General features: G+C 62.9%; 23 protein-coding genes. 10 read left to right on the top strand and 13 right to left on the bottom strand.

Annotated features, from left to right (window positions below; translation table 11 throughout):
- Positions 1–4: 4 nt before the first annotated feature.
- The 3 genes from ACWKSV_RS03005 to ACWKSV_RS02995 all read right to left on the bottom strand — a co-directional run bounded on the left by ACWKSV_RS03005 (position 5) and on the right by ACWKSV_RS02995 (position 3,520).
- A complete protein-coding gene (locus ACWKSV_RS03005; RefSeq protein WP_076718086.1) occupies positions 5–679 on the bottom strand; it encodes a hypothetical protein in 675 nt (224 codons plus the stop codon).
- An 86-nt stretch (positions 680–765) separates the two neighbouring features.
- A complete protein-coding gene (locus ACWKSV_RS03000) occupies positions 766–1,431 on the bottom strand; it encodes a hypothetical protein (protein ID WP_266050386.1) in 666 nt (221 codons plus the stop codon).
- Positions 1,432–1,447: 16 nt separating this feature from the next.
- Complete coding sequence (locus ACWKSV_RS02995) at positions 1,448–3,520, bottom strand: S8 family serine peptidase (protein ID WP_076715832.1); 2,073 nt, start codon at positions 3,518–3,520, stop codon at positions 1,448–1,450.
- Positions 3,521–3,524: 4 nt separating this feature from the next.
- On the opposite strand from ACWKSV_RS02995, the gene ACWKSV_RS02990 reads away from it, so the two are divergent.
- A complete protein-coding gene (locus ACWKSV_RS02990; protein WP_083706755.1) occupies positions 3,525–3,761 on the top strand; it encodes a hypothetical protein in 237 nt (78 codons plus the stop codon).
- Between the two features lie 644 nt (positions 3,762–4,405).
- On the opposite strand, the gene ACWKSV_RS02985 is transcribed toward ACWKSV_RS02990, so the two are convergent.
- Positions 4,406–4,792, bottom strand: a complete 387-nt coding sequence (locus ACWKSV_RS02985; protein WP_076715828.1) for a hypothetical protein — start codon at positions 4,790–4,792, stop codon at positions 4,406–4,408.
- 71 nt (positions 4,793–4,863) lie between these two features.
- Here ACWKSV_RS02985 and ACWKSV_RS02980 point away from each other — a divergent pair, with 71 nt between their 5' ends.
- From ACWKSV_RS02980 to ACWKSV_RS02960, 5 genes are all read left to right on the top strand, one after another.
- On the top strand, positions 4,864–6,420 hold the full coding sequence (locus ACWKSV_RS02980) for a recombinase family protein (protein ID WP_237243320.1): 1,557 nt from the start codon (positions 4,864–4,866) through the stop codon (positions 6,418–6,420).
- Positions 6,417–7,316 carry a plasmid partitioning protein RepB C-terminal domain-containing protein gene (locus tag ACWKSV_RS02975; protein ID WP_076715827.1) on the top strand — a complete coding sequence of 300 codons (900 nt, stop codon included), beginning with the start codon at positions 6,417–6,419 and terminating at the stop codon, positions 7,314–7,316. The genes ACWKSV_RS02980 and ACWKSV_RS02975 overlap by 4 nt, the downstream gene beginning before the upstream one ends.
- 79 nt (positions 7,317–7,395) lie before the next feature.
- Positions 7,396–8,202 carry a plasmid partitioning protein RepB C-terminal domain-containing protein gene (locus tag ACWKSV_RS02970; protein WP_083706754.1) on the top strand — a complete coding sequence of 269 codons (807 nt, stop codon included), beginning with the start codon at positions 7,396–7,398 and terminating at the stop codon, positions 8,200–8,202.
- Between the two features lie 133 nt (positions 8,203–8,335).
- Complete coding sequence (locus ACWKSV_RS02965; RefSeq protein ID WP_076715824.1) at positions 8,336–9,250, top strand: hypothetical protein; 915 nt, start codon at positions 8,336–8,338, stop codon at positions 9,248–9,250.
- A gap of 203 nt (positions 9,251–9,453) precedes the next feature.
- Positions 9,454–10,437 (top strand): toll/interleukin-1 receptor domain-containing protein, encoded by a 984-nt coding sequence (locus ACWKSV_RS02960; RefSeq protein ID WP_076715823.1) that lies wholly within the window; start codon positions 9,454–9,456, stop codon positions 10,435–10,437.
- 477 nt (positions 10,438–10,914) lie between these two features.
- Here the strand turns inward: ACWKSV_RS02960 and ACWKSV_RS02955 are convergent, their stop codons facing one another.
- Positions 10,915–11,262, bottom strand: coding sequence for a winged helix-turn-helix transcriptional regulator (locus tag ACWKSV_RS02955; protein ID WP_058751874.1), 348 nt, complete (start codon positions 11,260–11,262; stop codon positions 10,915–10,917).
- Between the two features lie 100 nt (positions 11,263–11,362).
- Here ACWKSV_RS02955 and ACWKSV_RS02950 point away from each other — a divergent pair, with 100 nt between their 5' ends.
- Entirely contained in the window at positions 11,363–12,394 is a 1,032-nt protein-coding gene (locus ACWKSV_RS02950; protein WP_076715822.1) for a zinc-binding alcohol dehydrogenase family protein, read from the top strand.
- A 39-nt stretch (positions 12,395–12,433) separates the two neighbouring features.
- On the opposite strand, the gene ACWKSV_RS02945 is transcribed toward ACWKSV_RS02950, so the two are convergent.
- Together ACWKSV_RS02945 and ACWKSV_RS02940 are read right to left on the bottom strand one after the other, a co-directional pair.
- Positions 12,434–13,039, bottom strand: coding sequence for a DJ-1/PfpI family protein (locus tag ACWKSV_RS02945; protein WP_076715821.1), 606 nt, complete (start codon positions 13,037–13,039; stop codon positions 12,434–12,436).
- Positions 13,039–13,881, bottom strand: coding sequence for a PhzF family phenazine biosynthesis protein (locus ACWKSV_RS02940; RefSeq protein WP_076718083.1), 843 nt, complete (start codon positions 13,879–13,881; stop codon positions 13,039–13,041). The genes ACWKSV_RS02945 and ACWKSV_RS02940 overlap by 1 nt, the downstream gene beginning before the upstream one ends.
- A gap of 106 nt (positions 13,882–13,987) precedes the next feature.
- Here ACWKSV_RS02940 and ACWKSV_RS02935 point away from each other — a divergent pair, with 106 nt between their 5' ends.
- On the top strand, positions 13,988–15,370 hold the full coding sequence (locus ACWKSV_RS02935; protein WP_076715819.1) for an aminotransferase-like domain-containing protein: 1,383 nt from the start codon (positions 13,988–13,990) through the stop codon (positions 15,368–15,370).
- 111 nt (positions 15,371–15,481) lie between these two features.
- On the opposite strand, the gene ACWKSV_RS02930 is transcribed toward ACWKSV_RS02935, so the two are convergent.
- The 4 genes from ACWKSV_RS02930 to ACWKSV_RS02915 form a co-directional block, all read right to left on the bottom strand.
- Positions 15,482–15,976, bottom strand: a complete 495-nt coding sequence (locus ACWKSV_RS02930; protein ID WP_156884250.1) for a hypothetical protein — start codon at positions 15,974–15,976, stop codon at positions 15,482–15,484.
- Between the two features lie 105 nt (positions 15,977–16,081).
- Positions 16,082–16,717 (bottom strand): hypothetical protein, encoded by a 636-nt coding sequence (locus tag ACWKSV_RS02925; RefSeq protein WP_076715816.1) that lies wholly within the window; start codon positions 16,715–16,717, stop codon positions 16,082–16,084.
- Entirely contained in the window at positions 16,717–17,253 is a 537-nt protein-coding gene (locus ACWKSV_RS02920) for a hypothetical protein (protein ID WP_076715815.1), read from the bottom strand. The genes ACWKSV_RS02925 and ACWKSV_RS02920 overlap by 1 nt, the downstream gene beginning before the upstream one ends.
- A 213-nt stretch (positions 17,254–17,466) precedes the next feature.
- Complete coding sequence (locus ACWKSV_RS02915; RefSeq protein ID WP_156884249.1) at positions 17,467–20,355, bottom strand: MobA/MobL family protein; 2,889 nt, start codon at positions 20,353–20,355, stop codon at positions 17,467–17,469.
- Positions 20,356–21,151: 796 nt separating this feature from the next.
- On the opposite strand from ACWKSV_RS02915, the gene ACWKSV_RS02910 reads away from it, so the two are divergent.
- Both ACWKSV_RS02910 and ACWKSV_RS02905 read left to right on the top strand, forming a co-directional pair.
- Positions 21,152–22,402 carry a DUF4297 family anti-phage-associated protein gene (locus tag ACWKSV_RS02910; protein ID WP_191864666.1) on the top strand — a complete coding sequence of 417 codons (1,251 nt, stop codon included), beginning with the start codon at positions 21,152–21,154 and terminating at the stop codon, positions 22,400–22,402.
- Positions 22,403–22,411: 9 nt separating this feature from the next.
- Positions 22,412–24,151: an ATP-binding protein gene (locus ACWKSV_RS02905; protein WP_191864667.1), complete on the top strand. Its 1,740-nt coding sequence runs from the start codon at positions 22,412–22,414 to the stop codon at positions 24,149–24,151.
- A 674-nt stretch (positions 24,152–24,825) separates the two neighbouring features.
- Here ACWKSV_RS02905 and ACWKSV_RS02900 read toward each other — a convergent pair.
- Together ACWKSV_RS02900 and ACWKSV_RS02895 are read right to left on the bottom strand one after the other, a co-directional pair.
- Positions 24,826–25,263: a hypothetical protein gene (locus ACWKSV_RS02900; RefSeq protein ID WP_076715792.1), complete on the bottom strand. Its 438-nt coding sequence runs from the start codon at positions 25,261–25,263 to the stop codon at positions 24,826–24,828.
- Complete coding sequence (locus tag ACWKSV_RS02895; protein WP_156884245.1) at positions 25,260–25,715, bottom strand: hypothetical protein; 456 nt, start codon at positions 25,713–25,715, stop codon at positions 25,260–25,262. The genes ACWKSV_RS02900 and ACWKSV_RS02895 overlap by 4 nt, the downstream gene beginning before the upstream one ends.
- Position 25,716: the final 1 nt, after the last annotated feature.

Raw genomic sequence — 25,716 nt, 5'->3', positions numbered from 1 at the left:
GACCTCAAAAAGCACCGCGCGCCGCAGTCGGCGCTTCGCGCGCGGCTGCCGCCTTAACCGCCGCCTCATCGGCGAGGCGCGCGTTCCGCCCACGGGTGCCGAATATCTTGAGGGACCAGGCGTCGGACCTGACGGTGATGCGTGGATCGGGCTCCATGGTCAGATCGCCGCCGCATCGGCCCGTGCACCACGATCCGTTCGCCGGCATGCCCTCAGTCGGCCGCCCGTACTTGTCCTCGACTTGGCCGACCAACGTGGTGAGATCGACGCGGCTGGTCGATACCGTCAGGTCGATCCGGTCGACGATCTCTCCCGCCGGCGTCTGCGCCATGAACAGGCGGAGATGTTCACCTGCAGGACCTTGGCAGGTCAGGTCACCGACGGCCGTGCCATCAGGGCCAAAGCCGTCGGGGATGCTTTTGCGCTTGCGGACCTCCCGCTCGACGAGATGTCGGAACGAGGCCACCTGGTATGTCGAGCACCGGTAGGTCCCGGCCAACACCGCCTGCACCGCGGCCAACGGCATGCCGAGGCGGACGCCAGCGACGTCCATCGCCAACGGTTTGGCCGTGGAAGACGCGGGTTGTGCGGTCAATCGCGCCTTCTGCGCCATGGCGGGAGCGGTGGCGAGCGACAGCGCCATCACGGCGCCGATGCCGGTGGCCCTGGTCATTTTCATGGTAGTGTCCCTTCGCGGCCCGGCGCTCGGCGTCGGGGTCATGGTGTCGGTCGAAATGGATGGGATGGTGACGGTCACGTTGATCGTCAGCGTGGCGCTGGTTGCCAGCCGTCGCTCTGCAATTCGAACGGCATCGTCGCCTCTTTCGGCTCGGCGATGCGCGCCTGATCCGCCGGCGGCATGACCGGGATCGGATCGACACCACGATAGGTGTAGGTGACTTGGCTTACCTGATGACCAGCAAAGTCGGTTGGCTCGCTCCAGCGCACCACATCGACCACCTCGCCCTTGGCCATGCAGAACGACGGTACGGCAACCATGGCGTTCGTCGCCTTGCGCTCGACCGTATGCAGATAGGGCGCGCCCTTTGGCTTCGGTGCGTAGGAGATCAGCGGCTGGCGCACGAAGGCGTTGTCCGAACCGCTCCACCGTGCGGGCTTCTCGAACGTCATGCGCGTGACGAGCCCGACACCGGCGAGACCGTCCAGCATCGCGACCGCCTTCCCGTCGGAGCCTGGTCCTGCCATCGGCGGCTTCGGCGAGGTGACGATCGGGAACCCCGATCCGCCAGGCTCGCCCTCTACCTCATACCGCATCACATCGATGGGATGGCAGAAGACGTCACGGACGACGGGTTCGAGCACAGTGGCGAACGCCTCCTTGCTCGGGGCCTTGGATTGGCCGCACCCGTTCAAGCTGCCCACGGCGGCGAAAAGCAGGACAGCGGCGGACACGGACGTGGATTTGGGCATGGGTGTTCCTTGCGGTTCAGCGGACAACGAGGTTGAAGAAGGCGGCGACATCGGACGCGCCGCGGACATGGCCGGCATCGAAGGCACGGGCGACGCCGAGCCGCAGCGTTGAGGACGGTGCCAACGCGGTGGACCAGCCGAGCTCGAGGTCGAGCTCCCGCGCCGTCGGCGACAGGTCGAAGGTCCGGCGCTCTTCGCCGAGTGCACCCGACATCAGGTCATAGGCCACCGGCACCACCAGCGACGCCCGCGCCCGCTCGACGCGCAGCGGCGACGACAGGCCGAGCGTCGCCAACCCGCCGAACAGCGGACGCGCTCCCTCGACCGCGAAGGCGGTGCTGACGATGCGACCATCGAAACGGACGCCTGCGACCGCGTCGGCGGCGCTGCTGCTGCCGACGGTGGCGCGACCGGATAGCTGCACGCCGGCGACGCTCCGGCGCAGCGTCGTCGTCGCCAGCACGGTTCGGGCACCGGCCGCACCGGCCCTCGCATCGTCCCGCAACCCCAGCACCTGACCCCGTTCGATGAGTTCCGATACCTCAAGGCTGACACCGAACGGGGCGGAGACCGCGACGGTGCGCAGGCCGGACTCGCGGCTCCGCGCCCCGCGCCGGAACGACAAGGGCGTCGCGGCGATGGAGGAACCCGATACGAACGACGCCGACCAGCCGCCGATGGACCATTCGGAGGACATGCCGATCGGCTGCCCGATCGCGCCGCGCAGATACGAACCGGCAAGAGGCGAACCACCGCCCGGGCCCACGGCGACGTTCGCGCCCAGCGTGACCGTCTGACCTGCAGCCGGCGAGAAGGTCACCATCGCCGGTCGGCTGGACGCAGCGGCCTGCCAGGGTCCTGTCGTCGTCGATGCGATGCCCAGTCTCGCGTCCGACCACGACGAGCACCGAAGGGGATAGGGAGATGCGGACGCGGCGAGCCCTCCCGCGAGCAGACCGGAGGACCGTGCACGGATGCCGCTGGCCGCCGTCATGAGATAGTCGCGGCCATAGCGGTCGAAAACGGTCATCGTCGACGTGCGCGAGCCGAGATTGGTCGCGCCCGCCGCACCGCCGAACGGCGCGGACACGACCAGCGACGAATAACGCGCCAGAACCGTCCGTGCCGCGACGAACGACGACGCCGGGGCCTGCGCCTGCATCGCCTTCTCGACGTTCAGCAGTCCGACGCCGTAGACCTGATCGACCCCGGGCGCGCCGAGATCGGTCGCGGTGTCGAGCATGATGCGGCTGATCTCCTTGCCGCCGAGCTGCGGCCAATACTGCTTCAGCAAGGCCGCGGCACCCGCGATCCCCGGTGCCGCGAAGCTGTTGCCGGTCACGACGACCTGCTGGCCGTTCTGGTCCACGGTGGCGACGTTGCTCGCGACGACCGACAGGGTGCGGTCTGCCAGGGCGCCGGGCGTGCCGTTGCCGCTGGGCGGCTGCAGGTTCGCATCGACGCGGATGCCGAACAGGAACCAGTCCTTTTTCGACAGGTCCTTGCCGACGAGGTTCTCCGCGACCTTGCCCGAGAAGCTGTCCTCGCCGACGTTGTTCGTCACCGATTCGACGAACAGCCGGTTGCCGCCGCGTACCAGATCCATCGCCGATTTCAGATCAGCGGCCATCTGCTCGCCGCCACCCGAGCCGTTGATGCTCATGGAGATCACGAAGGCGCCCTTGTCGACCGCATACCTGATCGCCGGAGCGATCAGGGCGACGTTCGGGGTATCCGATTCGGGTATCGGACCAGTCGAACCCGCGGCGATGCCCTCCAGGTTCGGACCGCTGATCTTCAGCGCCAGGATGGTGGCGTCATAGGCCACGCCGTGCATGCCGTTGCCATCGCGAGCGCCTGCTGCGACCGCGGCGGTCTTGCTGCCGTGGCCGTCCCTGTCGTCGAGCTCGAACCGGATCGTCTCGCCCGGGCAGGTCGCGCAACGGGCGATCTTCTGGTCGAAGGAGGTACTGTCGGCCGAGATGCGGCCCGCGAACTCCGGGCCATCACGATCGATGCCGGTGTCGACGATCGCGATCGTCACGCCCTTGCCCGTGATGCCCCGCGCGTAGGCATAGTCGGCCTTCATGCCGATGGCAGCCGCGCTCTTCGCATCCTCGGCTGTCGGCGCAGGCGTAGGGGCGGGAGTAGGAGTAGGAGTAGGAGTAGGAGCCGGGGTCGGCGCAGGCGTCGGACTGGACGTCGGGGTGACGACCGGCGTCGTTCCGGAGGAGTTGACGCCGCCCCCGCCGCCACAGGCGCCGAGCATCATCGCTCCAGCCACCGCCGTCGAGTTCCTGATGGCGAGCCGCCTGTTGCGGCAATCGTGATATGCACCCACGCTCGAACCCCCGTTCGCGTCGGTGCCGGCAGGCTGATCCCAGCCGGCGGCACCGCCCCATGTGAAAACGAGGCGGTGCCGGCCCGAAAGCCGGGGATTGAGAACCTGCAGATAGAACAGGCGCGAGCGTCTTTAGGCCTCCGAAGACGCCCTGGACATACACGCCCGCTCCCCGGCCGAATGGAATTCGGGCCGGGCATACGGCTACTATCTGCGAGGTTCTCACGCCTCGGTCCGCCTGCTGGCGAACGGACCTGTAATACGCAGAAGGTGTTAGCAGGATCAATCCGCGAAACGGGTAGCCTCGCGGATTCGTGGCACCTTCCTTTTCCCGTGGTCGATGCATGACCGCGACGGCGCGCCCTTGAATGAATCACCTGCTAATCGCAGGGTCATCGATCGTAGAACAGGGTCCCGACGGGACGAACTCCCGTCCGGTCCCTCCCAACGGATCCGATCAGGTACATGTTCACGATGATGACCCCGGCGCACGTCTGTCCGATAGCGGCACGGCCATGGGACGCGGATTCGACCTAACCCGATCCGATGACTCTGTTCTGTTAAGGGTGACATATACGCCACCCTTGGGCGACATGCGTGCCACCCCTCGCGCCGAAGGCGGGCGGATGGTTCTCAGTCCTTGGGAAGGTGCGGAAGCACGGCCTCTATCGCCAGCCGCAGCGTCCTCAGCGAATGCCCGGCCGCCGATGCCCGCCGCAGAGCGTCACGGTTCGCCAGATCGAGTACCGCGTCCATCACCTCGTCGGAATGGCGCATGAGGATCACCAGACCGGCGCCGCTCGGTCCGTTCTTCGCCTGGAGCCAGTTCTGGACCGTGCGCAGGTTCGTTCCCGTAAGTCTGGCGATGTGCTTGGCGTGGGCGGGCGAATTGCCGAAATCCCGCCTCAGCGCGTCCGCCACGACCATGGCGAAGGTGGCGTCGACATCCGCTCCGGGATCGAGCGGAAAAGCGTTTCCATCTCCGACGCGAACTTTTCGGTCATCGTGCGTAAGCGACATTCCATCCTCCTCGCAGTACTGAAGGCCTACGCTGGACGATCATCATGAAACGTCGGCGATCTTCACTGAGGATGACGGTGCAGATGGAAGTAAAACCGGCCACGCCGATCCGCGCCGCTCAGTATGTGAGAATGTCGACCGATCATCAGCGCTATTCGACGGAGAACCAGTCGGAGGCGATCGCCGCCTACGCGGCGCGCCGGAACTTCGAGATCGTCCGTACATATGCCGATGAAGGACGCAGCGGTCTCAGCATAGCCGGGCGCGATTCGTTGCGAGCCCTGATCGCGGACGTACAGGCGGGCACCGCTGACTACGAAGCCGTTCTGGTCTACGACATCAGCAGGTGGGGCCGCTTCCAGGATGCCGACGAAAGCGCCTACTACGAGTTCATTTGTCGCAACAGGGGCATAGCGGTCCACTATTGTGCCGAGCAGTTCGACAACGACGGCAGCCTGCCCTCGAGCGTCATGAAGAGCATCAAGCGCGTCATGGCGGGTGAGTACAGCCGCGAACTGTCGAGCAAGGTCTTCGCAGGGCAATGCCGGCTGATCACCCTCGGCTATCGACAAGGCGGTCCTGCCGGCTACGGGCTCCGTCGCTTCCTCGTCGACGACGCAGGGGCCCCGAAGGCCGCTCTGGCGCGAGGCGAGCACAAGAGCCTGCAGACCGATCGCGTGATCCTCGTTCCCGGGCCCGATGCCGAGATCGAGACCGTGCGACGCATCTACCGCCTGTTCGTGCTGGATCGTCGATCCGAACGGGAGATCGCGACGCTGCTGAACGCCGAGGGGAGCGTGACCGACCTTGGTCGGCCATGGAGCCGCGCGACCATCCGCCAGATACTCGCGAACGAGAAGTACATCGGCAACAACGTCTACAACCGCGTCTCCTTCAAGCTGAAAAAGAAGCGCGTGGTGAACGCGCCGGACATGTGGGTACGCAGCGACGGCGCCTTCGAGGCCATCGTCGATGCGGGCATCTTCCACGCAGCCCAGACCATTCTGGCCGAATGTTCGCGCAGGTACAGCGACGAGGATCTGCTCTCAATGCTGACGGATCTGCTCGGTGCCCGGGGTGCGCTGTCAGGGCTGATCATCGACGAGGTCGACGACATGCCGTCCTCCGCCGCATACCGGCAGCGGTTCGGCAGCCTGCTGCGTGCCTACCGGCTCATCGGCTATCTGCCGGACCGCGACTACCGCTACGTCGAGACGAATCGCCAGCTGCGCCTCATGCATCCGATCGTCGTCTCGGAGACAATCGCTGCCATCGAGGCCGTCGGCGGGCATGTCGTGATCGATGAGACCACCGACCTGCTGATCGTCAATCACGCGGTCACGATCGCATTGGTGATCGCCCGCTGCCGAACGACGGAGAGCGGTTCGCTGCGATGGCGGGTACGCCTGGATACCGGGCTGCGCCCCGACCTGACGATCGTCGTCAGACTGGTTCCCGATGACCACACGGTGCGCGACTATTATCTCCTACCCTGGTTGGAATTCGGAGGTACGAAGCCCGTGGGTATGGCGGAGGACAACGCGTTCGACCTCGACGCCTACCGGACCGACGATCTGGCACCGCTGTACCATCTGCTCCGACGCCATGAACTGGCGCATGCGCTATGACCGCCATCGGCCCACCCGATGGCCGTGATGCCGAGATCGCCATGATCGAGATCGCGTCGATCGATGTGCTCAATCCTCGGTCTCGCAACCGGCGCATCTTCGACGAACTCGTGGACAGCATCCGGGTCGTGGGCCTGAAGCGGCCCATCACGATCCGGAGGACCCCGAACGGGCCGGGCTACGAACTGGTCTGCGGACAAGGGCGGATGGAGGCCTTCACGAAGCTCGGCCAGACGCACATCCCGGCGATGATCATCGAGGCGACGCGGGAGGAATGCTACGTGATGAGCCTCGTCGAGAACATGGCGAGGCGGAACCTGTCCCCCTTGGAACTCGTCCGCGAAGTGGGAGCGCTTCGGCAACGAGGCTACTCCAACGGGCAGATCGCCGAGAAGGTGGGGATGAGCGAGGAGTACGTATACTCGATCAACCTGCTCTTGGAGAGGGGGGAGGAACGCCTGCTCAACGCCATGGAACGTGGCGTCATCCCGCATACGATCGCAGCCGAGATCGCCCGGGCGAACGACGGATCCGTTCAGCAGGCGCTGCTGGAGGCGTACGAGGCAGGCTCGCTGCCCGGAGACCAGATGGTCGCGATCCGCCGAATCGTCGAGGAACGCAACCTGATGGGCAAGGGCATCAAGTCCATTCGGCAGGGTGGCAAGCGCACCCAGAGACCGACCGCCTCCTCACTCGTCCGTGCGTACCAGAAGGAGGTCGATCGACAGCGCCTGATCGTGAAGAAGGCGCAGCTGACCCAGGACCGCCTGACCTTCATCGTCGGCGCCATGTCGAAGCTGCTGGCCGAGGAACACTTCGTCGCACTCCTCCGGGCCGAAGGCCTCGCCGGCCTGCCGCAGCCCATCGCCGAGAGATTGGGCATCGCCGATGTCTGAAGCCGCTCCCCCCGTCCACATCTCGTTCGAACGCGAGGTCCTTCAGCTGGCGGTGACGGCGATCCTTCCCCTCCGTCCCATGACGAAGCGCATCACCGACGGGCGCAAGTACGCGAGGATAGCGACGTCCATCGGTGAGGTCGGCATCATCGAACCGCTCGTCGTCACCAAGGCGGATCGCGAAGGCCGGCACATGCTGCTCGACGGCCACCTGCGACTCCACGCCCTCCGGGAACACGGCGGCAGCGTTGCACCCTGCATCGTGTCCATCGACGACGAGGCCTTCACCTACAACAAGCGGGTCAACCGGTTGGCGACGGTGCAGGAGCATTACATGATCGCCCGCGCCATCGACCGCGGGGTCCCTCCCAAGATGATCGCAGCCGCCTTGGGCATGGACGAGAAGGTCGTCATGCGTCGCCGGACCATGCTCGATGGCGTGGCGGCCGGCGCGGTGGAGCTGTTGAAGGACCGCACGGTCAACACGCAGGTGTTCGACGTCCTCCGCCGCATGAAGGACTACAAGCAGGTCGAGACCGCCGAGATGATGGTATCGATGAACAACTTCACCGCCAGCTACGCCAAGGCGATGCTGGCCGCTACCCGCCAGGACGACCTGGCAAGACCCGATCGGCCGAAGGTCGTGAGCGGAGTCACACCCGAACAGATGGTCCGCATGGAACGTGAACTCGAGCGGCTGAACAAGGACTATCGGGCCATAGAGGCGACGTTCGGTGACGACGTCCTCCAGTTGGTGCTCTCCACCAGATATCTTGGCAGGCTGGTGCAGAACACGAACGTCGCCCGGTATCTCGAGGTCCGCCATCCGGACATCGCTGCGGAGTTCCGGTCGATCGTCGGGGCGGCATCCCTCGACGCACCTTAGGCAATGAGGGCTCAGCTCTTGCATGCGGCAGACCGGTGTATCCGCTGATAGCATCCGGCACCAGACGCCATGCCGGTTCTGATCCGTCCCCGGTATCGGAAGGCGAAACATCTCGGGTCGTCATGCACGATCTATGTTCCCGCTACGCTTCATCGTTCTTGAAGTATCCGAGCCGATCGGCGAGGCTGGTTGCATGAGTACATTGGACTGGTGGGACGACGGGTCGAAGACCTCGATCTGGGCGATGAAGATGCTACCGATCCTCGTTCGGCAGGCGGGAAGTCAGCGGCCGCTGACCTACGGCGCCATGGCGAAGGAAGTGGGCATGACTCACCATCGGCCGGTTCAGCGCGCAGCCGGCCATATCGCCTATGCGCTCGAGGAGATCGCAGGCCTGCGTGGTTGGCGACGCCGCCCCCCTCCAAAACTTCAGTCCCTGATCATCAACAAGGCGACGGGGCTGCCAGGTCACGGTGTGAACGGCTTCATGAGCCACCAGTACCAACAGGCCAGAACCAAGCAGCAGCGGGCGGCGGCTCTTCTGACCGCACATGCGGAGATATACGCCTATCCGCACTGGTCGGACGTGATGCGCCTCCTTGGTGTGGAGACGTCGCTGCCGAAGCTGCAGGAACTGACCCGGGAGGCGACCGACTCGCGCGGGCGCGGTGGCGAGGGGCCGGATCACAAGGCGCTCAAGGATCACGTCGCCGCTAACCCCTTCATCGTCGGTTTGCCGGCTGCCCATGCATTGGGCAAGAAGGAGCATCGGCTCCCCTCCGGCGACCAGATCGATGTCCTGTTCATGGGAGATGCCGGTGCCATGGCGGTGGAGGTCAAGTCCCACACTTCCGGTAGGGACGACGTCGCCAGGGGGATCTATCAATGCGTGAAGTACCGAGCGGTGCTCGAGGCGCAGTCCTCCATCAGCGATGAACCATATGACGTATCCGTCGTGCTCGTCTTGGGAGGGCCGGTTCCCCACGAGGCTCTTCAATTGGCAAATGCCTTTGGAGTGCCGATAAAGGACGGCGTTATTCCCGGCTGACGTCTCGGTAGCCGCGGATCATTGATTTTTGATAGGCTGAAGGGCGTCTCCACCGGCCGGACCGATGCGAACGGCGTGAGCCTGCAGTTGGAAACCTATAGTCATCATCGGTGATTGCCGCGTGTTCAACTAACCTGCGCGCGGCATTGACCTACTCCAGACCCGTCATGGCTTTTCACGTCATGCCGGACTACGTCTGATGCATGACCACGGGCTTCATCTCATACACCCACGCCGACAGCGCCTTGAAGGACCAGTTCGTCCGGCATCTTGCCCCGCTTCGTCGCGAAGGCCTCATTGATATCTGGCACGACGGCATGCTGCGCCCGGGCGAACATCTCGATCCCGCCGTGCAGGCCGCGCTGGCGACATCCGACATCGTGATACTCCTCGTCTCCTCCGACTTCATGAATTCGGAATACTGCTACGAGCAGGAGATGCTGCGGGCCTTCGAACGCCAGCGGGCCGGAACCGTCCGGGTCGTTCCGGTCATCCTGCGACCCTGTCAGTGGAAGGGCGTCCCGGTCGGCGACGGACAGACCCTTTCGGAATTCGTGGCGCTGCCCAAGGACGGCAGGCCCGTTACCCAGTGGCCGGATCATGATGCGGCGTTCGACGATGCCGTCGGAGCAATCCGCGCCATGCTCAAGGCAGATCATGCGACCGCCGGCACGGTCGGCGGGGGGGTGAAGGCCACAGCTGCCACCCCTCCGCCACGTTCGGCGGCGTCCGTCCCTTCCAACCCGCTCGGCATCCCAGTCAAGCCCACCGACTTGGACCGCGATCGTTTCCTGCGCGACGGGTTCGCTGCGACGGCGGGCCTGTTCGAGCGAAACCTGACGGAACTGAAGGCGTCCGATACTCGGATCGATACCGACTTCGAGCGCATCGACAGCCGATCGTTCGCCGCGAGCGTCTACCTCGACGGCAAGCGCGTAGGACAGATCGGCATCTGGTACGGCGGAGGAACCTTCGGGAACGCCCTCTGCCTCAGCTACGATGGCATCTCCAGTAGCCGGAACTCCATGAATGACTGGCTTCCGGTGGAGGACACTCGGGAGGGTCTGGCGTTCAGCGCCCGCAGCGCCATGTCGCCCAGGCACGTGGATGGACCGCTCGATGCGGAGGGTGCCGCCGCGTACTTCTGGGACGGCTTCCTCGACTACGTCCGGGTCCGCATCGGCTGAGTGTGCCGACGCCAAGCCGGCGGTGTTGGTGATGCTGCACGACACGAGCACCTTCGGCAGCAAGCGTCGGGGTCAATTTCAGGTGATCCGTCAGGCACGGTCTTTGTCGCCGCTGAGGATCGACAATGGTGAGTACGACGGCAACTCGTGTCAGTTGGATCGAAATTTAGGTGCGGCACACGATTGCCTGATGATTGCTCGGTAATCTGGCAAAGCTGTTCGCCACGCAAAACCCGCGGAAATTCGCGCTTTCAAGAGCGCTGATCGGCGCGATACGTAGAAGGCGTCCATGTCCACGTGAATGATCTTACGCACCGCCATGCGCACTTTTTAACGCATGCAGAACAGGATGTGAACATATTGTGCAAAAACGTTGAAAACCCGTCGCTTATCCCACATACCCATCTCTTGGCGTAGATCCGGGCACGACGCCGTTCGAGCGATGCCGCGAACGTCGCCGATGCATTTGCCGGATGGTCACCGCCGTGCGAAGAGATCCATATTCGCATCGCCCCAAGCCTTTAGCGCCGCAATGATCGGCGACAGGGATCGTCCACGATCCGACAGGCTGTATTCGACGCGCGGCGGCACCTGAGCGAAGACCTCGCGCTCGATCAGGCCATCGGCTTCCAACTCGCGCAGCTGATTGGTCAGCATGCGCGGCGTCACATCACCAGCGCGGCGGCGCAGTTCGTTGAAGCGCGTGCGTCCGTCCTGTAGATGGTAGAGGATCACCGCCTTCCACTTGCCGTCGATCAGGCTCACCGCCGCCTCGACGGCGCAACCCGGGGTACAATCGAGGCGGGAGTGACGGGCTTTCGCCATCAGGGCGGTATCCTTTTTGACACTATGAGCGTTTTTTGTGCCTACGACATAAGCTGACACCGTCCCTATCTCGCGTGCGTCAGTAAAAGGAGCAAGACCCATGCGTGCCATAGCCTATCGCCAGCCCGGCCCGATTGACCGGGACGAAGCCCTTGTCGAGGTCGAACTGCCACGACCCGTTCCGACCGGGCGTGACATTCTGGTCGCGGTTCGGGCCATCTCGGTGAACCCCGTCGACGCGAAGGTTCGCACTGGCGCCGCGCCATTCGACGGACGTGACGAGCGCATTCTCGGCTGGGATGCGGCGGGCGTGGTCGGGGCGGTCGGCCCGGAGGTCACCCGCTTCAAGGTGGGTGACGAGGTCTTCTATGCGGGCGACCTGATGCGCGACGGCAGCAATGCGGAATATCAGCTGGTCGACGAGCGGATCGTTGGCCATCGCCCCCGCAGCATCGGCTTCGCCGAGGCGGCAGCGCTGCCGCTGACGGCGATCACGGCTTGGGAAACCCTGTTCGATCGGTTGAAGGTCGACGACCAGCCGACCGGCGGCGCCCGCGCCATCCTGATCATCGGCGGCGCGGGTGGTGTCGGTTCCGCAGCGATCCAGATCGCGCGGACCCGCACCGACCTGACCGTGATCGCTACTGCCTCGCGCGCCGAGACGCAGGACTGGGTCCGCGACCTCGGCGCGCATCATGTCATCGATCATTCCCGGCCGATGGCACCGCAGATCGCCGCGCTGGAGATCGGCGCGCCCCCCTTCGTCTTCTCGACCACCCATACCGATCGCCATCTGGCCGATATCGCCGAGCTGATCGCGCCGCAGGGGCGCTTCGCGCTGATCGACGATCCCGCCAGCCTCGACATCGTCGCCTTCAAGCGCAAGGCGGTGTCGGTTCATTGGGAATTGATGTTTACCCGGTCGCTCTTCGACACACCGGACGTCGGCGAGCAGGGCCGTCTGTTGGACGCGGTGGCCGAACTGGTGGACGAAGGGCGCATTCGTACCACGGCCACCGAAACGCTCTCCCCGATCAATGCCGCCAACCTGATCGAAGCGCACCGCCGCATCGAGAGCGCCACCACGCGGGGCAAGATCGTCCTGGAAGGCTGGGACAGCCGGCAGGCGTAAGCCCGACGCAGGTTCCTACGATATGAGCGTGCGGGCGGGTCAGGCGAATGCCAACTCGCCCGCGACGATCGCCATGGCATGGTCGACGAAGCGCGCCTTTTCGCCAACCGGCGCGACGTAGTGAAGTGCCTCGCGCGCCAGTTCGGGGGCCCCTCCCCGCGCGATCATCCACGCAGCCAGATAGGGCGCAGCCAGACAACCGCCTGCCGTCGCGACATTGCCATGAGCGGCCAACGGGGCGTCGATCACGGTGACACCGGCCTCCACCACCCATGGCTTGGTGGTGAGGTCGGTGCAGGCTGGCAGGTCACCGATCAGGCCGACCTTGGCCAGCAGCAGCGTTCCCGAACATTGCGCCGCGATCAACTGCCGCGCCGGATCGAGACGAAGCCGGGCGAGCATCGCCGGATCGTTGGCGATCTCCCGCGTGCGGACACCGCTGCCGATCAGCACCGCATCCGCCTCCTCGAGAAATGCGAGCGGCCGCTGGCGGTGGACCACGACGCCGTTCATCGACGTCACCGTTTCAGTCGGCGCGGTGATGTGCGCGGCCCAGCCATGTGGGCGCAGCCGGTTGATGATCGCAGCGGCCACGAACGAATCCAGTTCGTTGAAGCCGTCGAAGGTTAGGACCGCGACCTGCATCACCCTTGCGTCCGGCCGGAGAACAGCGTCCGCGTCGCACCGGCGACCCAAACCTGGCCAGTCTCGTCCTGCGAGACATGGATACGCCCGCTCCGCCCGAGACGTGTGCCCTGCGCCGCGACATAGCTGCCGCTTGCCCGACCACTGGCGAACAACCACTGGCCAACGGACGCATTGAGGCTGCCGGTCACCGGGTCCTCGATCAGCCCGCCGTGCGCGTCGGTGAAGAGCGCGCGCAGTTCGAACGCGACCTCGCTGCCGGGCGCATGTGGTCCGACGATGCCGATGTCGATATGCTCGGGGTGGTGCCGCGCCGGTTCGACCGCCAGCACCGCCTCGGCCGACTCCAGCATGACCGCGATCCAGCCGGGGCCATTGTCCGCCCAGGCGGCATCGACGATCGCCGCACGGTCGATCCGCAACAGCTCGGCGACCTGAGCGATCTCGGCTTCGGTCGGCGCGCCCCCGCGCAGCAATGGTGGGGCGGCAAAGGCAAGCTGGTCGCCATCGCGCCGGATCGTCACCAGCCCCACGCCGCATTCCTGCACGATCACGCCGTCCTGCTTCGGCTGTCCGCCCGCTTCCGCCCATGCATGGGCGCTGCCCAAGGTCGGGTGCCCGGCAAAGGGCAGTTCATGCGCCATGGTGAAGATGCGGACGCGATAATCGGCAGACGGATCGATCGGCGGCAGTAGAAAGGTCGTCTCCGAGAAGTTCAACCAGCTCGCGATCGCCTGCATCTCGTCCGTCGTCAGGCCATCGGCATCGGCGATGACGGCCAGCGGGTTGCCGGTCAGCGGATCGGTGCCGAATACGTCGACGAGGCGAAAGGGGCGGGTCACGGGCATCTCCTGTTGATGATGGCTGGTCCTATCGCGGAGCGTCTGGCGCCAACAGATACACATCGGTACGATCATGCCAAACTGTATTGGTGAGATTGGCAGTACGATGGCGAGCGCGTCCGACGAAACCCGCACCGGCATGGTGGTCCGTGCGATCCGCGACCGGATCGATGCCCGCGCGCTGACGCCGGGCGCCCGGCTGCCGTCGATCCGCGCCATGGCCGAGACGAGCGGCGTCGCCCGCTCGACGGTGGTCGAGGCCTATGATCGCCTCACCGCCGAAGGCGTGATCCGGTCGCGACCGGGATCGGGCTTTTATGTTGCCGCACCCTTGGCGCCACTGGCGCTGGATCGGCTGGCCAGCACACAGGAACGTGAGGTCGATCCGCTCTGGATGCTGCGCCAGTCGCTTGGCGAGCGACGACACGAATTGATGCCCGGATGCGGCTGGTTGCCCGACGACTGGCTGGCGGGCGACGTGCTGCGCAAGGCAATGCGCGGTGCCGCGCGGGCGGACGATGCCAACACGCTGGCTGGCTATGCATCGCCCTTGGGCTCATCACCGCTGCGGGCGTTGTTGGCGCGGCGACTGGCGGATCAAGGGATTGCGGCTGCACCCGACCAGATTCTCCTGACCGATAGTGGCACCCACGCGCTCGATCTGGTCTGTCGCTTTCTGCTCCAGCCCGGCGACGCGGTGCTGGTCGATGATCCGTGCTATTTCAACTTCCTGGCTTTACTGCGGGCGCACCGCGCCAAGGCGATTGGTGTGCCGATGACGCCGACCGGGCCGGACGTCACTGCCTTTGCAGAAGCTGCCGCCACGCATCGCCCGCGTTTCTACCTGACGAACTCAGGCGTCCATAACCCGACCGGCGCGTCTCTCGCCGCCGCCACTTCGCACCGGTTGCTGAAGATCGCCGAGGCGTATGACATGGTCGTTGTCGAGGACGATATCTTCGCCGACTTTGAACATGCACCGTCCCCGCGCCTGGCGGCCTTCGACGGGCTCGACCGGACGATCCGTATCGGCAGCTTCTCAAAATCCCTGTCAGCTGCGGTGCGGTGCGGCCACATCGCCGCGCGTCCCGATTGGATCGAGGCGCTCGCCGACTTGCGGATCGCGACGTCAATGGCGGGCAGCCCGCTTGCCGCCAACCTGCTTCATACGGTGCTGACCGACGGCAGTTATCGCCGACAAGTCGAATGCGTCCGCGCCAGGCTGTCCCGCGCCACTGACAACGTCATCAAGCGCCTGCGTGCGGCGGGATGCGAGCCATGGATCGAGCCGCACGCAGGCATTTTCCTATGGGCACGGTTGCCGGATGGCGTGGATGCCGTCGATCTCGCTCGCAGCGGCATCGGCGAAGGGATCGTACTGGCGCCCGGGCCGGTGTTCAGTACCAGCGGCGGGTGGCGCAACCATATGCGCTTTAACGTTGCGATGAGCGACGATGATCGGCTGTCCGCCTTCTTGCAAAGGGCATGAACATGACCCGATGCCCTTTGCCCAAAGGCGTCCGGCCAGCCTTATGGCAGAGCGAACGGCAGATATGACGTGCGACCTGACGCAACGGCGGGTAGCGTCAGGTCTCTGTCGTTAGGCTGCCAGCGGTCGGGTCCGAACCGCCGCACGATCGGCAAAGGCGACACCGCGAGCGACCAGCTTGGTGAGTCGCGCCTCGGCGCGGGCGATGCCTTCGTCACGGTCAGACGGCTGGTTGGCCAGTTGGATCAGCTCGCCCGGCGCCAGCCGGTACGCCTTGCGGATCCCCGGCTGCGGCAGGATGATCGCCCGTAATCCATTGCGGCTCAGATACAGGCGGCAGTCGGTCTGCAGGTGGCAGATGCCGTCGCGTACGGCGCACAGCGTGATGCTGGACAGGTGATAGCCGGGCTCGCCATCGGCAAAATCCAGATATACCAGATCGTTGCCGCTGCTGTGCGCGATGGCGCCGATACGCAGTCGCCCCTCGGCTCCGCCCATTTCGCCGGCGAGGATCGCCGCGCCGGGCTTCATCGTGCGGCTGCCGACCAGCATCTGAGCGACAGCTTCGGTGTAGCGGCGGATGATCGCGGTCTTGTCGGTCGTCATTATCGTCTTCTCCATTTTCATCCCCGGATCGGGGACCGTCCTCCTTCCTTCGTCTCTTGCCCCCGGCAGGCGGGCGGGACCGCTACGGATCCCGCCCTCAAGGGGTCAGCCATCGCGGTAGCGTGGCACCCAGATGTCGTAAAAAGCTTCCCATTCTTGCTGGAAGTCCAACTGCGCGTTCTTGGCGGTGAGGTCCGGATGCACCTCGCCCCAGCCCGACGAGCGATGAACGCGCGACAGGCACACGACATGAGCGTGGGGCCGGCGGGCGGACAGTTCGTCGCCCGGCATATGGACGACCGTCATGCTGGTCAGCCGCCGCTGCAGCGCCAGTTTTTCTAGCGCGTACGTGCCGACCAGCGACAGGATGTCGGCGGGTTGCCAGCTATGCGGGAAACGGTACGTCAGCACGACCGCCAGCAATTTCTGATGCGCTTTCGCTTTGGCGTCGTAGTCGTGGAAGATGCCCTCCAACACGCCGGGTTCGACCGCGACACCGGGCGCCGTGAAGATGCGGTGTGATGCGCAGGTGATCGGCCATAGGCCATCCGCTAGCCAGTCGTGGTCGTTCGGTTTGCTGGGTTGGAGTTTTGCGCGGGCCAGATCAGCGACTAAATTGGTCTTTCCCTTTGCCGTTTTGCGCAGCAGGGCGTAGCCAAAATCCGGCATCGACCCCATCGGATCATCGTAGAGCATGTCGTCGGCGTCGGACGGGCTGATCCAGGGCAGCGGCTTGCTCATCAGCAATCCCCCCATACGGCAGCGAGGAAAGCGTCGGCCCTCGCCAGTCCCGGCGCGAGATCGCAGACGCCATCGGCGGCGGACAGCCGGGCCGGCATCATCGGGCGAAGACGTCCGGGGGAAAGGCGGAAAACCGCGCCGCTCTCGTCCGGCTCCGCCGGGTCAGGCACCAGCCAACCGTCGTTGCTGCGTGACAGCCACAACCTACGCGCGTGGTGCCAGACGGTGCCGTGGCGCTGCCATTCGCCGACGGCACAGTAGATGGTCCGATGGCCGATACTCGACGCTTTCACCACCAAGGCGTCGCACCGGGCGACGCGGGTGCCGCGCTCGACCGTGTCGAGATCACCACGTGACGGCTCGATCGACGGCACCAGCAGCAGCTCGGCGGCCGCGATGTGCAGGTAATTACGAAAAGGTGCCGGGATGATCGGCACCGATCGGTCGATCCGCCAACCGGCGCGCTCGGCGATGGCCAGCGCTCCGGACAGGGCGCGCGCCTGTGCAAGCTCCCGCTCGCGATTTACGATGTACATGGAAGTCCTTGATATTGTGCGGGAGCGGCGGGCTGCTCGCCGGCCCCGCACCATCATTTCGCCTCTACGGCACAGCCGCAGGCACCTTCCAAACCATCATCCCGGCCGGGCCGGCCGGTCTACCTTCGCCTTCGTGATGAAGGCGAAGCCCCCGCAGGAGGCGCAGATCACTCAGCTTTCCCGCTTCACCGCAAAGGTCATGAAGCAACCTGATCACCGCCCTTGCGGTCCCTTGCCCCTGACATCGGGGACCATCGGCTCCGCTTTGCCTTTCGGTCTGGTGGCATGGTCAACCGGGGTGAGCGTTTCGGCCAACTGACCCAGTTTACCGGAAGGAGCAACGAAAGATGCAGGCGTTTTTTCTTCTGGCACCGAGGCATCGGATGATCGTGTATCAGCGTTTTCACTCAGGTCGCGTTGTCGGATAACGCCTGAGGGAGACGCTGGCGCAGATTTACCGCTAGCCGACAAGGTAGCGCCTTTTCTGAGAGGTTGAGCTTCACGCAGCGTACGCGCGGTCCGCAGCGGAACAGGCGGCTCCGGCGGGATCTTACCGGCATCTGGCGTTGATCGAACCAGCTTGGGCGTGCTCCCGCCGGACGACGATGTCGTGGCAGCCGCGTCAGCTTGTCCATGCTTCCGTTCGGTGTGCCACTCGGCCAGCCGAGCTTGCAGTTCCGTATCATAACCGGGATGGGTCAGTACCAAGCGCTGCTGATCGGTAAGCGCGGCCATATCAACCTGATATCGACTGCCGCTAACGCTGACGGATGCTTCTTCCCGGCGCAGTTTCGCCCACGCCTCCTCCCGGAGTAGCGCTTGTCGACGGCGACCTTCTTTAGCGCGAATTTCCATGTTCACTTCTTTGATAGACTTCTGAACCACGGTGGCAGCAACCAATTCCAGGATTCGTTCGTCCGCAACGGATGTAGAAGAAGGCTGTTCGGCACTGTCCCCCGTACGTACGGGTTCGACACCAATTACTTCGCCATCGGCCGATCTCCGCCGCCGCGCCCGGATAGCACGCAGCCGCTCCTGAACGAGCAGATCCTCGATAAACAGGCGGAACAGACGGTTGATAGACTTTCGATTCTCGGCGGGTCCCAGCGTAGCGACATCGTTCTCGAACACGAGCGCCATCGGATCATCGCCATGCTCGTCGAGCCAGTTGAGCAGGCGCCCGCGTGTCGCATCGTGATACTTCGTCATGACGACCGCCAACGTGTCATGGCCACGATGCTTGTAAGTGATCGGTCGGGTTGGGATCGATAGCGACGAGCGCACCTTATCGTCGAGGATGTCAGCGGCGACACCAATCGCATCGGTGGTCCAGAGCGCCTGATCGGCTCCGCCTGCCAGGAAAGCATCCTCGGCTATCCAAGCCTTCGCTTTGCGTTTGCGGTCCTCGTTCTTGCTGTGGTTGATGACCGTAACCGCGCGCGAAATCGCCATCCCGCCAACGATCGTGGCCGCCGCTGCCTGCGCCCGCTTCAGCACGGCGAGCCGTTGGTAGTATCGCCATTGCCGGACGATCTTTTTGGCATCGTCATCGTCGACCTGCGCCAGCCATACCGCCGCCGCACGTCGAATGACCGACAGTTCCTGCGCCGCGACATGACGCACGTCGCGCAGCCGATCGTTGAAGATGATGCGCGCGTTGCGGCTGCCCGCCTTGGTGACCAGCCCGCTTTTCTCATTGGCGACGATCCTGTCGCCGAGATGCTCGAGCCGGTCCTGCCGGATGCCGTTGTCGCGATAAGTTCCGGTCACATAGCGCGTCGCATTGGCGGTGCCGCTGGCCACGTCGTTGGCGATGGCGACGTAATCGGCGCGCATCTGCTTGAAATAGGCTTCGCCAGCTTCATGGCGGTTCTGGCCCTCATCACCGCGTAAGGCTCCGATCTTTTTCTGCCGATACGGATACTGCCACTTGCCGTTGCGCTTGCGGAGGCGGACTTCGAAATCCCAGCAGCCCGGACCTCCGGCTTTGCCATCGGTGCTGATGCCGTCCAGCCATTTGCACGGCCGATCATAGGCATCGACATGCAAATGAATGTTGCGCGGGTCGTTCTTCGGGTCCGGGCAGTGGATCGCGGCGACATACATCCAACCTTCGCGGTCCAGCCGCGCGCAGAAGCGTTGCATGATCGTGCGGTGTTGGCGAGCGTCGAGACCGTGCGGAAGTTCGACGACGAAACGGGTCTGGACGCGACCCGATCGCCCCTGCTTGAAATCCGGCAGCGCCGGATTGTCCGGTCCGAGATGTTCGTCGGCCCAGCACAGACGATCATACGCCTCGACAAGATCGACGTCGGCGATCGTGACCAGACGGTCGCGATGCCCGCGCTTGGCTTTCAAGGCCTTCGCGATGTCGGCAGCGCGTTCCTGTTCGAGCAGTCGCGCCGCTTCCTTCACCCAAAGCGGGGCGTCGGCCGCAGCCGCCAGTTCGGCCCACACATCCTTCTGCTCGGTCGAGACTTCCAGCGTACCGCGCTTGGCTTCCCGCTCGCATTGCTCGGCGGCTTCGAATAGCCCGCGCTGACGCGCCGGACCGCCCGGGATGTTGGAGAGGATGGCCAGGGCGTTCCGGTCGCGGTGGTCGGCTTCGAAGTCGAGAATGTCCATCGCCGGCATGCCACTTGCCGCCGTCATCGATCCGATCCGGCGCGTGATATAGTCGAAATGTGTCCGGTACGTCGTGCGGGCGCCTTCGGTGAGATAATCGAAATGCTCGGCCGCGACGGTGCTGCGTGCCGGGTAGCGGTCATGGGTGGCCCCATTCGCGGACCGCGGAACGGAGGTGCGGGTGACATGAGACACCGCCAGATGTGGTATACGCATGTCCGCACGTTGCCGGGACGTGGAGGAGATCGGGCTGGCGTAGCGGAAGTCGCATCGCCGCGATGCCGTCCGGGTGTCGGCTGCTTTCCGGGGCGACCGGGTTGGGCCGGACAACGATCGATCCGGTTCGCCCTGTACCCGGAAGCCGAAGCGGCGTAGCGACCCGGCAACGGCTTCGCGATCTTCCCGCGCCACGCGTGCCAGACGCGCCGCGACCTGGTGGGCAAATTCTGGGTAGGGCGCGGGCTCGAGCGGGTCCATGGCAGTCATTGTTCCAGCCCGGACCGGGTTTCGACAAGCCCCCTCCGAACATGCCCTATGTATGGGGGCTTGCAGTCCTAGCGGCGTCTGCTCGCCAACAGCGCGTTCCTGCTCATGCCATCTGCTGGTGGAGCGTGGCACCGTGCTAAAATTGGCCGCGAATACGCTCGCCCACATCCGGCAATGCTCGCAAACAAGGCGTCGCGCTCACGCCGCCCGTCAACAGCTTCGACCGCCAGCGGTAGCTCAATCAGACGAGCCATAGGTTGTCCCGTTTTTCCATCCGCACCGGGTAGTTTTGGGAAGCGCCGATCGAGAACACATTTCGAGGCGACGGCGCCCTCATTGCTGTCGAGCGCGACTTGCTGCCGTCAGACGTCTTCTTCAACCTTCACAACCGAGACAGCAGGTACCGACCAGCTTGCGCCGTTCCGATGCGGGCGCCGGCATGTCGGCTTGCACCGCAACGGGTCACTCGCAAGTTTGACAGCCGCCGGCCAGCGGCGCGCCATTGCCGGTCGTTCGCCGGTTTAGATGTAAATCATGAAACGGGACATTTATCTTTTCGCGTCCGCTCTCTCCCCGCCGGGCACCCGCTTGGAACATTCCATCTCTGAACGCTCCGATTTACGGTAGGCACGTCATAAGCCCCCCCAAGTCGACGCCCACCAGCTTAATCCGCTAAGTCATTCATTTAACCCTGGCTGATGTATCCCGTCGGCGCAAATGCGCTCGCTCACACTTTTCGCTTGCTCTTCCCTACGATGCCAATCAGGGATTGTTTCGGAGGCCAGGGATGCTGGAGGTAGACAAGAAACGCGAAGCGACGGCTTCGATCAGGGGGTATTTTTACCAACTCGACGCCGCCTTGCTCGAAATCCTGAACGCCGACCTGAACGATGATGTTGTCATTGAGGGCATTGAAGACTTCGATCGCTACACCGATGAAGGCGTCATTTACGGCCAGGTAAAATACTACGCGGAGCAGAACCTGACAGACTCGGTACTGCGTGATCCCCTGCATAAGCTCTTTGTTCATTTCCATGGGCTCGAAGAGGCACAACGGGCGGGCCGAAAATACTTGCTGTACGGGCACTTTGCGGAAGTTAAGATCGATATTGGTGAGCTTTCCGTCGAGCGCTTTAAGTCGGTGATGGAGTACCGAAAGGAAGCGAAGGCGGCTGACGGTGCCAAAACATACGAGAAGAAGTCGCTACTTGATGGGGTGGCAGCGCCTGATGAATTGATTGAGGCGTTCTGCAAAAACTTCAGTATACAAATCTCGACTGAATTTTCCGAACATCGCAACATCGTTATCGAGGCAATACGGAAGAACCAAGACGTCTCAGCGTTTGAGGCCGAAGGATTTCACTATCCAATAGCCCTTGATTACATCGCGACCCTAGCCACGAAAAAAGATCACAATGATCGCAAGACCACCCGTCGTGATCTGCAGGAAGTGCTCAAGGGCACCCAAGCTGTCCATAATCGTTGGTTTCTTCGAGAGAAGGAAGTGGCCGAGTATGCAAAGCATATAAAACGCCTGTATTTCTCGCCCACGAACGGCGCAGGAATTGTCCGCGCTTTCGTCATTGAATGCGATGCGGCAACAGATCGTTCAGTTATCTGCGACCAACTCAGGGCAATCGGCAACAACTGGAGTTCGGCTAAAAAGCGTCGTATCCAGAATTCCGACCGTTACGCGCCATTCATCCTGCTACGCGGCGCGGATGAAAAACTTATCATGCAAGTGAAGAATGAGCTTTTCGATACTGGAACAGTCTTCGTGGACGGCTTCCCATATCGCGGATCGCCATTCCGCATCGATCACGTCCATAGCCTGCAGACGCAAGAGCGCCAGATCGAAATTCGGTTTGTCGAGGACGAAATTCAGATGCGGGAGGTTCTCGAGGGGGTGGGGCGGAAGTTGTGCCACATCTATGACTTCTTTCTCGAACGCCCTATGACCATGGCTATGCCGGGTCAAAAGGGGCGGATGTATTCGATCCCCATCAGCAGCATCTCCACAATCAAGACAATTATCTGAGGACGCAAAATGGCTGAGGAAATTGCAAATGCCGAGGTTGTGGCCGTTTATCCCAACAAGGTTCGAGTAGCCGTTGATGATCTCTTGAACTTCCAGACCGCGGGTGAATCTCTTCGCGTTGGGTCATTTCTCAAAGTCTCAGACAATGAAAATGTTTCCCTCATCTGCATCATCGAAAGCTTTTCAATCGAGATGAAAGAAGCCAAAGGCGACGGAGGCGGTGACTACAAGCGCGTCTATATGATCGACGCCTATCCTCTTGGGACCCTCAAAAACGGAAATTTCAATCGTGGCGGCGATGAATTAGCTATTCCTCCCAAGAAAGTGGTTCCGGCGACGAAAGCGGAAATCGCAGCCATTTACGCAGACTGCTATGCGGCTGAAGACCGCTTCTGCTTTTCTTCATTGACTCGGCAGCGTGATATCTTCGTACCCGTTCATGGCGATCGGTTCTTCAACAAGCATATTGCCGTTGTCGGTGCTTCAGGATCGGGAAAATCGTCGAGTGTGTCGTCGGTTCTGCAGAGGGCTATATCTGCCAAAACCGGGGGATACCAGGGCCTCAACAACTCCCATATCCTGATATTCGATCTTCATTCCGAATATGCTGCAGCGTTTCCGAAAGCAAATGTAATCAGCGTCGATGATCTCGTTCTACCATATTGGCTGCTAAACGAAGACGAGATGGAGGACATGTTCCTGGAGTCGGGAGATAACAACAACTACAACCAGGAGGCATTGCTGCGGCAGGTCGTTACCATCGCAAAGAAGATCAGTAATCCCGGCGCGGAGAAGATCAGTTTCGACAGCGCCCTCCCGTATGAGATAAATCACGTCGCGAATGCGTTTAGAAACCTAACCAAAGAGACAAAGAACGCTGACAATTCTTTGCTGATTAAGCTCAAGGATGGCACGGAAATCGATTTCCCTGACGTCGATGCGCAGATAGAATACTACTGTATGGGATTGCTAGAATTCGCCCCGACAAAACGTAGTGAGATTAATAAAGGCCCGTATGCCGACGGTACAATCGACAAGTTCGAGCGACGGATCAAATCAAAAATCGCGAACACGCGGCTTGGATTCATTTTCGGTGAAAAGGCTAAAAATGCCTCTCTAGAGGATGTGCTCAGACAGTTCACGGGCTACAACGCGGGAGGGGAGTCGAACGTTACCATCATCGACCTTAGCGGCATCCCGTTTGAACTTCTCAGCATCACCGTTTCGCTCATCTCCCGTCTAATGTTCGATTTTTGTTACTATGCTCGGCGGGTTGAAAGCAAAACCGAACATCCATTCCTGATGGTCTATGAGGAAGCGCACAAATATGCGCCGAAGAGCGGTCTTGCCCGCTATAAGGCTTCACTGGCTGCTATCGAACGCATAGCCAAAGAAGGCAGAAAATACGGCATCAGCCTGCTTATTTCGAGCCAGCGACCATCTGAAATTTCAGAAACTATTTTTTCGCAATGCTCCAACTTCCTAGCGATGCGTCTTACTAATCCCGATGACCAAAGCTATGTTCGCCGACTGCTGCCAGATACGCTTGGCAACTTGACCGAGGGCATGCCCGCGCTGGAACAAGGCGAAGCGCTCCTAATCGGGGACGCCGTCATCATGCCGTGCGTCGTGTATGTGGAGAAATGCAATCCCGAACCGTCGTCCAGTGATGTGAAATATCTCACGCTCTGGAAAACGGAATGGAAGAAGATCGATTTCAAAAAGCGTGCTGACAATTGGCGAGGGTGATGGGGGCTAATCAAGGATGATAGGTCCAGATTGTCGATATGGATAAATGATCCGAACCGAATGAAGCCGGACTGACCCCGGGGTTCCGTGAACTCAGCCATTTCCTTAATCGAAAGAGAAGCCTTAGACTGCGCTCAAGTCAGGCCCCCAAACCCGTCAGACCTCCGTTGGCTCCGGATGTGACGTTTCGCCCGAAGCTTGGTGAGTGGCAGCTCTCTTGCATTCACAGATCAGGATCTGCCAGTCCGTCAACGGCCGGTATCGTGCATCCCTGGAACCCTAGCTGGACTTCAGGAACGGCGGGTGTCGAGTGGGAACCTGTCATTCGCGGCAACGCTCTCGAACGTCGGATTTGTCCCACATCACGCCATTCGGGATGGCTAAGAGCGTGCTGCTATTTGATCCCGCTCGAGCGGTCACAGCCAGCGCTCTTCGACTGGTTCAGTCGTAAACGTGTAAGCGACCACTACGCCTTCCGGAGCACGGGCTCGCCCGTGTGGAGGACCGGACGCAGAATGTGTCCCGCATCCCGCAAAAGGGTGGTCTTCCCACCCTTTTGCGCTTTTGCGCCTCTCTTTCTGCCCTTTTTTACTTTCTTCTTGCCCGGGCTCTTCTTCGCTTTCCTGCTCTTCGGCCTCATGGCCGCTACCCTTCGCAGCGCTCGTGTGACGGAGTTACGACCCGCAGATCATCGACCCGCGCAGGCGGGTCGTGACGTCGCGGCGGGTGACGACCAGCATCGCGTCGGTGGTGACGGTTTCGTAGCCCATGGACCTGATGCGCGCGGTATCGACGACCCGGATGGTCAGGTCGCCGAACCGCCAGGCGTCATGGGTGAACGGGAACAGCGGCTTCGCATCGCGTCGCGGATTGAGGATGACGATGCGCCCCCCGACCCTGGTCATCGCCTTGTCGCCAGCAGCAACGAACAGGATTGGCCCGCCCCGGCGGGGCGACCAATAGCAGCCGGTGCCGTCGAGGTTGGCCGCCCGCCAGTCGGCCATCGTCGTTGCTTCGAGCTCTACGGGGCGAGGTGCCGCATCCGCTATAGCGATCAGCGTCGGCACCGGTAGCAATGCCATGACGATCCGAAGCCGCAGCGCCCCCCTCATGCGTCGTCCTCGATGACGCTGCGCTCGCCCATGATCCGGTGCGAGCGGGCGACCTGCGCGCCCAGCGCCCGCTGCACCACCCAGAAGATCCCCGCGGTCGCTACTTGCGGCCATTCTTGGCTCAGCCAGCGGTCGACGCGAAACTCGGCCACAACAAGGCCGATGGCGAATGCGGCTGCGGCCCACCACATCCCCAGCCGCGCGGCAAGATAGACGCCGTCCACGATCCACAGCCGCAGTCGCGACGCCGCCGGTTGCCAGATCGCCCAGCCGATTAAAGCCATCGGTGCTGCTGCGCCGGCAATATAGGCATGGGCGGGATCGAAGTTGGCCGCGACTAGGCGATGGGCGAAGAACCCGACCCCGCCCAGCAGGAGCGCAGCACCGGCGGCGCGAAAAAACCCGATCCGACCGAGCACATCGCCGAGGATCATGCCGATGAGGTAAGGCATG

The sequence above is a fragment of the Sphingomonas sp. SphC10 genome (genome assembly GCF_057004845.1).
The sequence above is the reverse complement of the archived record's forward strand: the minus strand, read 5'-3'. Positions and strand labels throughout refer to the sequence as shown.

What these genes read in the sequence shown, in the direction of transcription:
- ACWKSV_RS03005 (WP_076718086.1), bottom strand. Translation starts at nt 679, where the DNA reads ATGAAAATGACCAGGGCCACCGGCATCGGCGCCGTGATGGCGCTGTCG.
- ACWKSV_RS03000 (WP_266050386.1), bottom strand. Translation starts at nt 1,431, where the DNA reads ATGCCCAAATCCACGTCCGTGTCCGCCGCTGTCCTGCTTTTCGCCGCC.
- ACWKSV_RS02995 (WP_076715832.1), bottom strand. Translation starts at nt 3,520, where the DNA reads ATGAAGGCCGACTATGCCTACGCGCGGGGCATCACGGGCAAGGGCGTG.
- ACWKSV_RS02990 (WP_083706755.1), top strand. Translation starts at nt 3,525, where the DNA reads ATGGCAGCCGCGCTCTTCGCATCCTCGGCTGTCGGCGCAGGCGTAGGG.
- ACWKSV_RS02985 (WP_076715828.1), bottom strand. Translation starts at nt 4,792, where the DNA reads ATGTCGCTTACGCACGATGACCGAAAAGTTCGCGTCGGAGATGGAAAC.
- ACWKSV_RS02980 (WP_237243320.1), top strand. Translation starts at nt 4,864, where the DNA reads ATGACGGTGCAGATGGAAGTAAAACCGGCCACGCCGATCCGCGCCGCT.
- ACWKSV_RS02975 (WP_076715827.1), top strand. Translation starts at nt 6,417, where the DNA reads ATGACCGCCATCGGCCCACCCGATGGCCGTGATGCCGAGATCGCCATG.
- ACWKSV_RS02970 (WP_083706754.1), top strand. Translation starts at nt 7,396, where the DNA reads ATGACGAAGCGCATCACCGACGGGCGCAAGTACGCGAGGATAGCGACG.
- ACWKSV_RS02965 (WP_076715824.1), top strand. Translation starts at nt 8,336, where the DNA reads ATGTTCCCGCTACGCTTCATCGTTCTTGAAGTATCCGAGCCGATCGGC.
- ACWKSV_RS02960 (WP_076715823.1), top strand. Translation starts at nt 9,454, where the DNA reads ATGACCACGGGCTTCATCTCATACACCCACGCCGACAGCGCCTTGAAG.
- ACWKSV_RS02955 (WP_058751874.1), bottom strand. Translation starts at nt 11,262, where the DNA reads ATGGCGAAAGCCCGTCACTCCCGCCTCGATTGTACCCCGGGTTGCGCC.
- ACWKSV_RS02950 (WP_076715822.1), top strand. Translation starts at nt 11,363, where the DNA reads ATGCGTGCCATAGCCTATCGCCAGCCCGGCCCGATTGACCGGGACGAA.
- ACWKSV_RS02945 (WP_076715821.1), bottom strand. Translation starts at nt 13,039, where the DNA reads ATGCAGGTCGCGGTCCTAACCTTCGACGGCTTCAACGAACTGGATTCG.
- ACWKSV_RS02935 (WP_076715819.1), top strand. Translation starts at nt 13,988, where the DNA reads ATGGCGAGCGCGTCCGACGAAACCCGCACCGGCATGGTGGTCCGTGCG.
- ACWKSV_RS02930 (WP_156884250.1), bottom strand. Translation starts at nt 15,976, where the DNA reads ATGACGACCGACAAGACCGCGATCATCCGCCGCTACACCGAAGCTGTC.
- ACWKSV_RS02925 (WP_076715816.1), bottom strand. Translation starts at nt 16,717, where the DNA reads ATGAGCAAGCCGCTGCCCTGGATCAGCCCGTCCGACGCCGACGACATG.
- ACWKSV_RS02920 (WP_076715815.1), bottom strand. Translation starts at nt 17,253, where the DNA reads ATGTACATCGTAAATCGCGAGCGGGAGCTTGCACAGGCGCGCGCCCTG.
- ACWKSV_RS02915 (WP_156884249.1), bottom strand. Translation starts at nt 20,355, where the DNA reads ATGGACCCGCTCGAGCCCGCGCCCTACCCAGAATTTGCCCACCAGGTC.
- ACWKSV_RS02910 (WP_191864666.1), top strand. Translation starts at nt 21,152, where the DNA reads ATGCTGGAGGTAGACAAGAAACGCGAAGCGACGGCTTCGATCAGGGGG.
- ACWKSV_RS02905 (WP_191864667.1), top strand. Translation starts at nt 22,412, where the DNA reads ATGGCTGAGGAAATTGCAAATGCCGAGGTTGTGGCCGTTTATCCCAAC.
- ACWKSV_RS02900 (WP_076715792.1), bottom strand. Translation starts at nt 25,263, where the DNA reads ATGAGGGGGGCGCTGCGGCTTCGGATCGTCATGGCATTGCTACCGGTG.
- ACWKSV_RS02895 (WP_156884245.1), bottom strand. Translation starts at nt 25,715, where the DNA reads ATGCCTTACCTCATCGGCATGATCCTCGGCGATGTGCTCGGTCGGATC.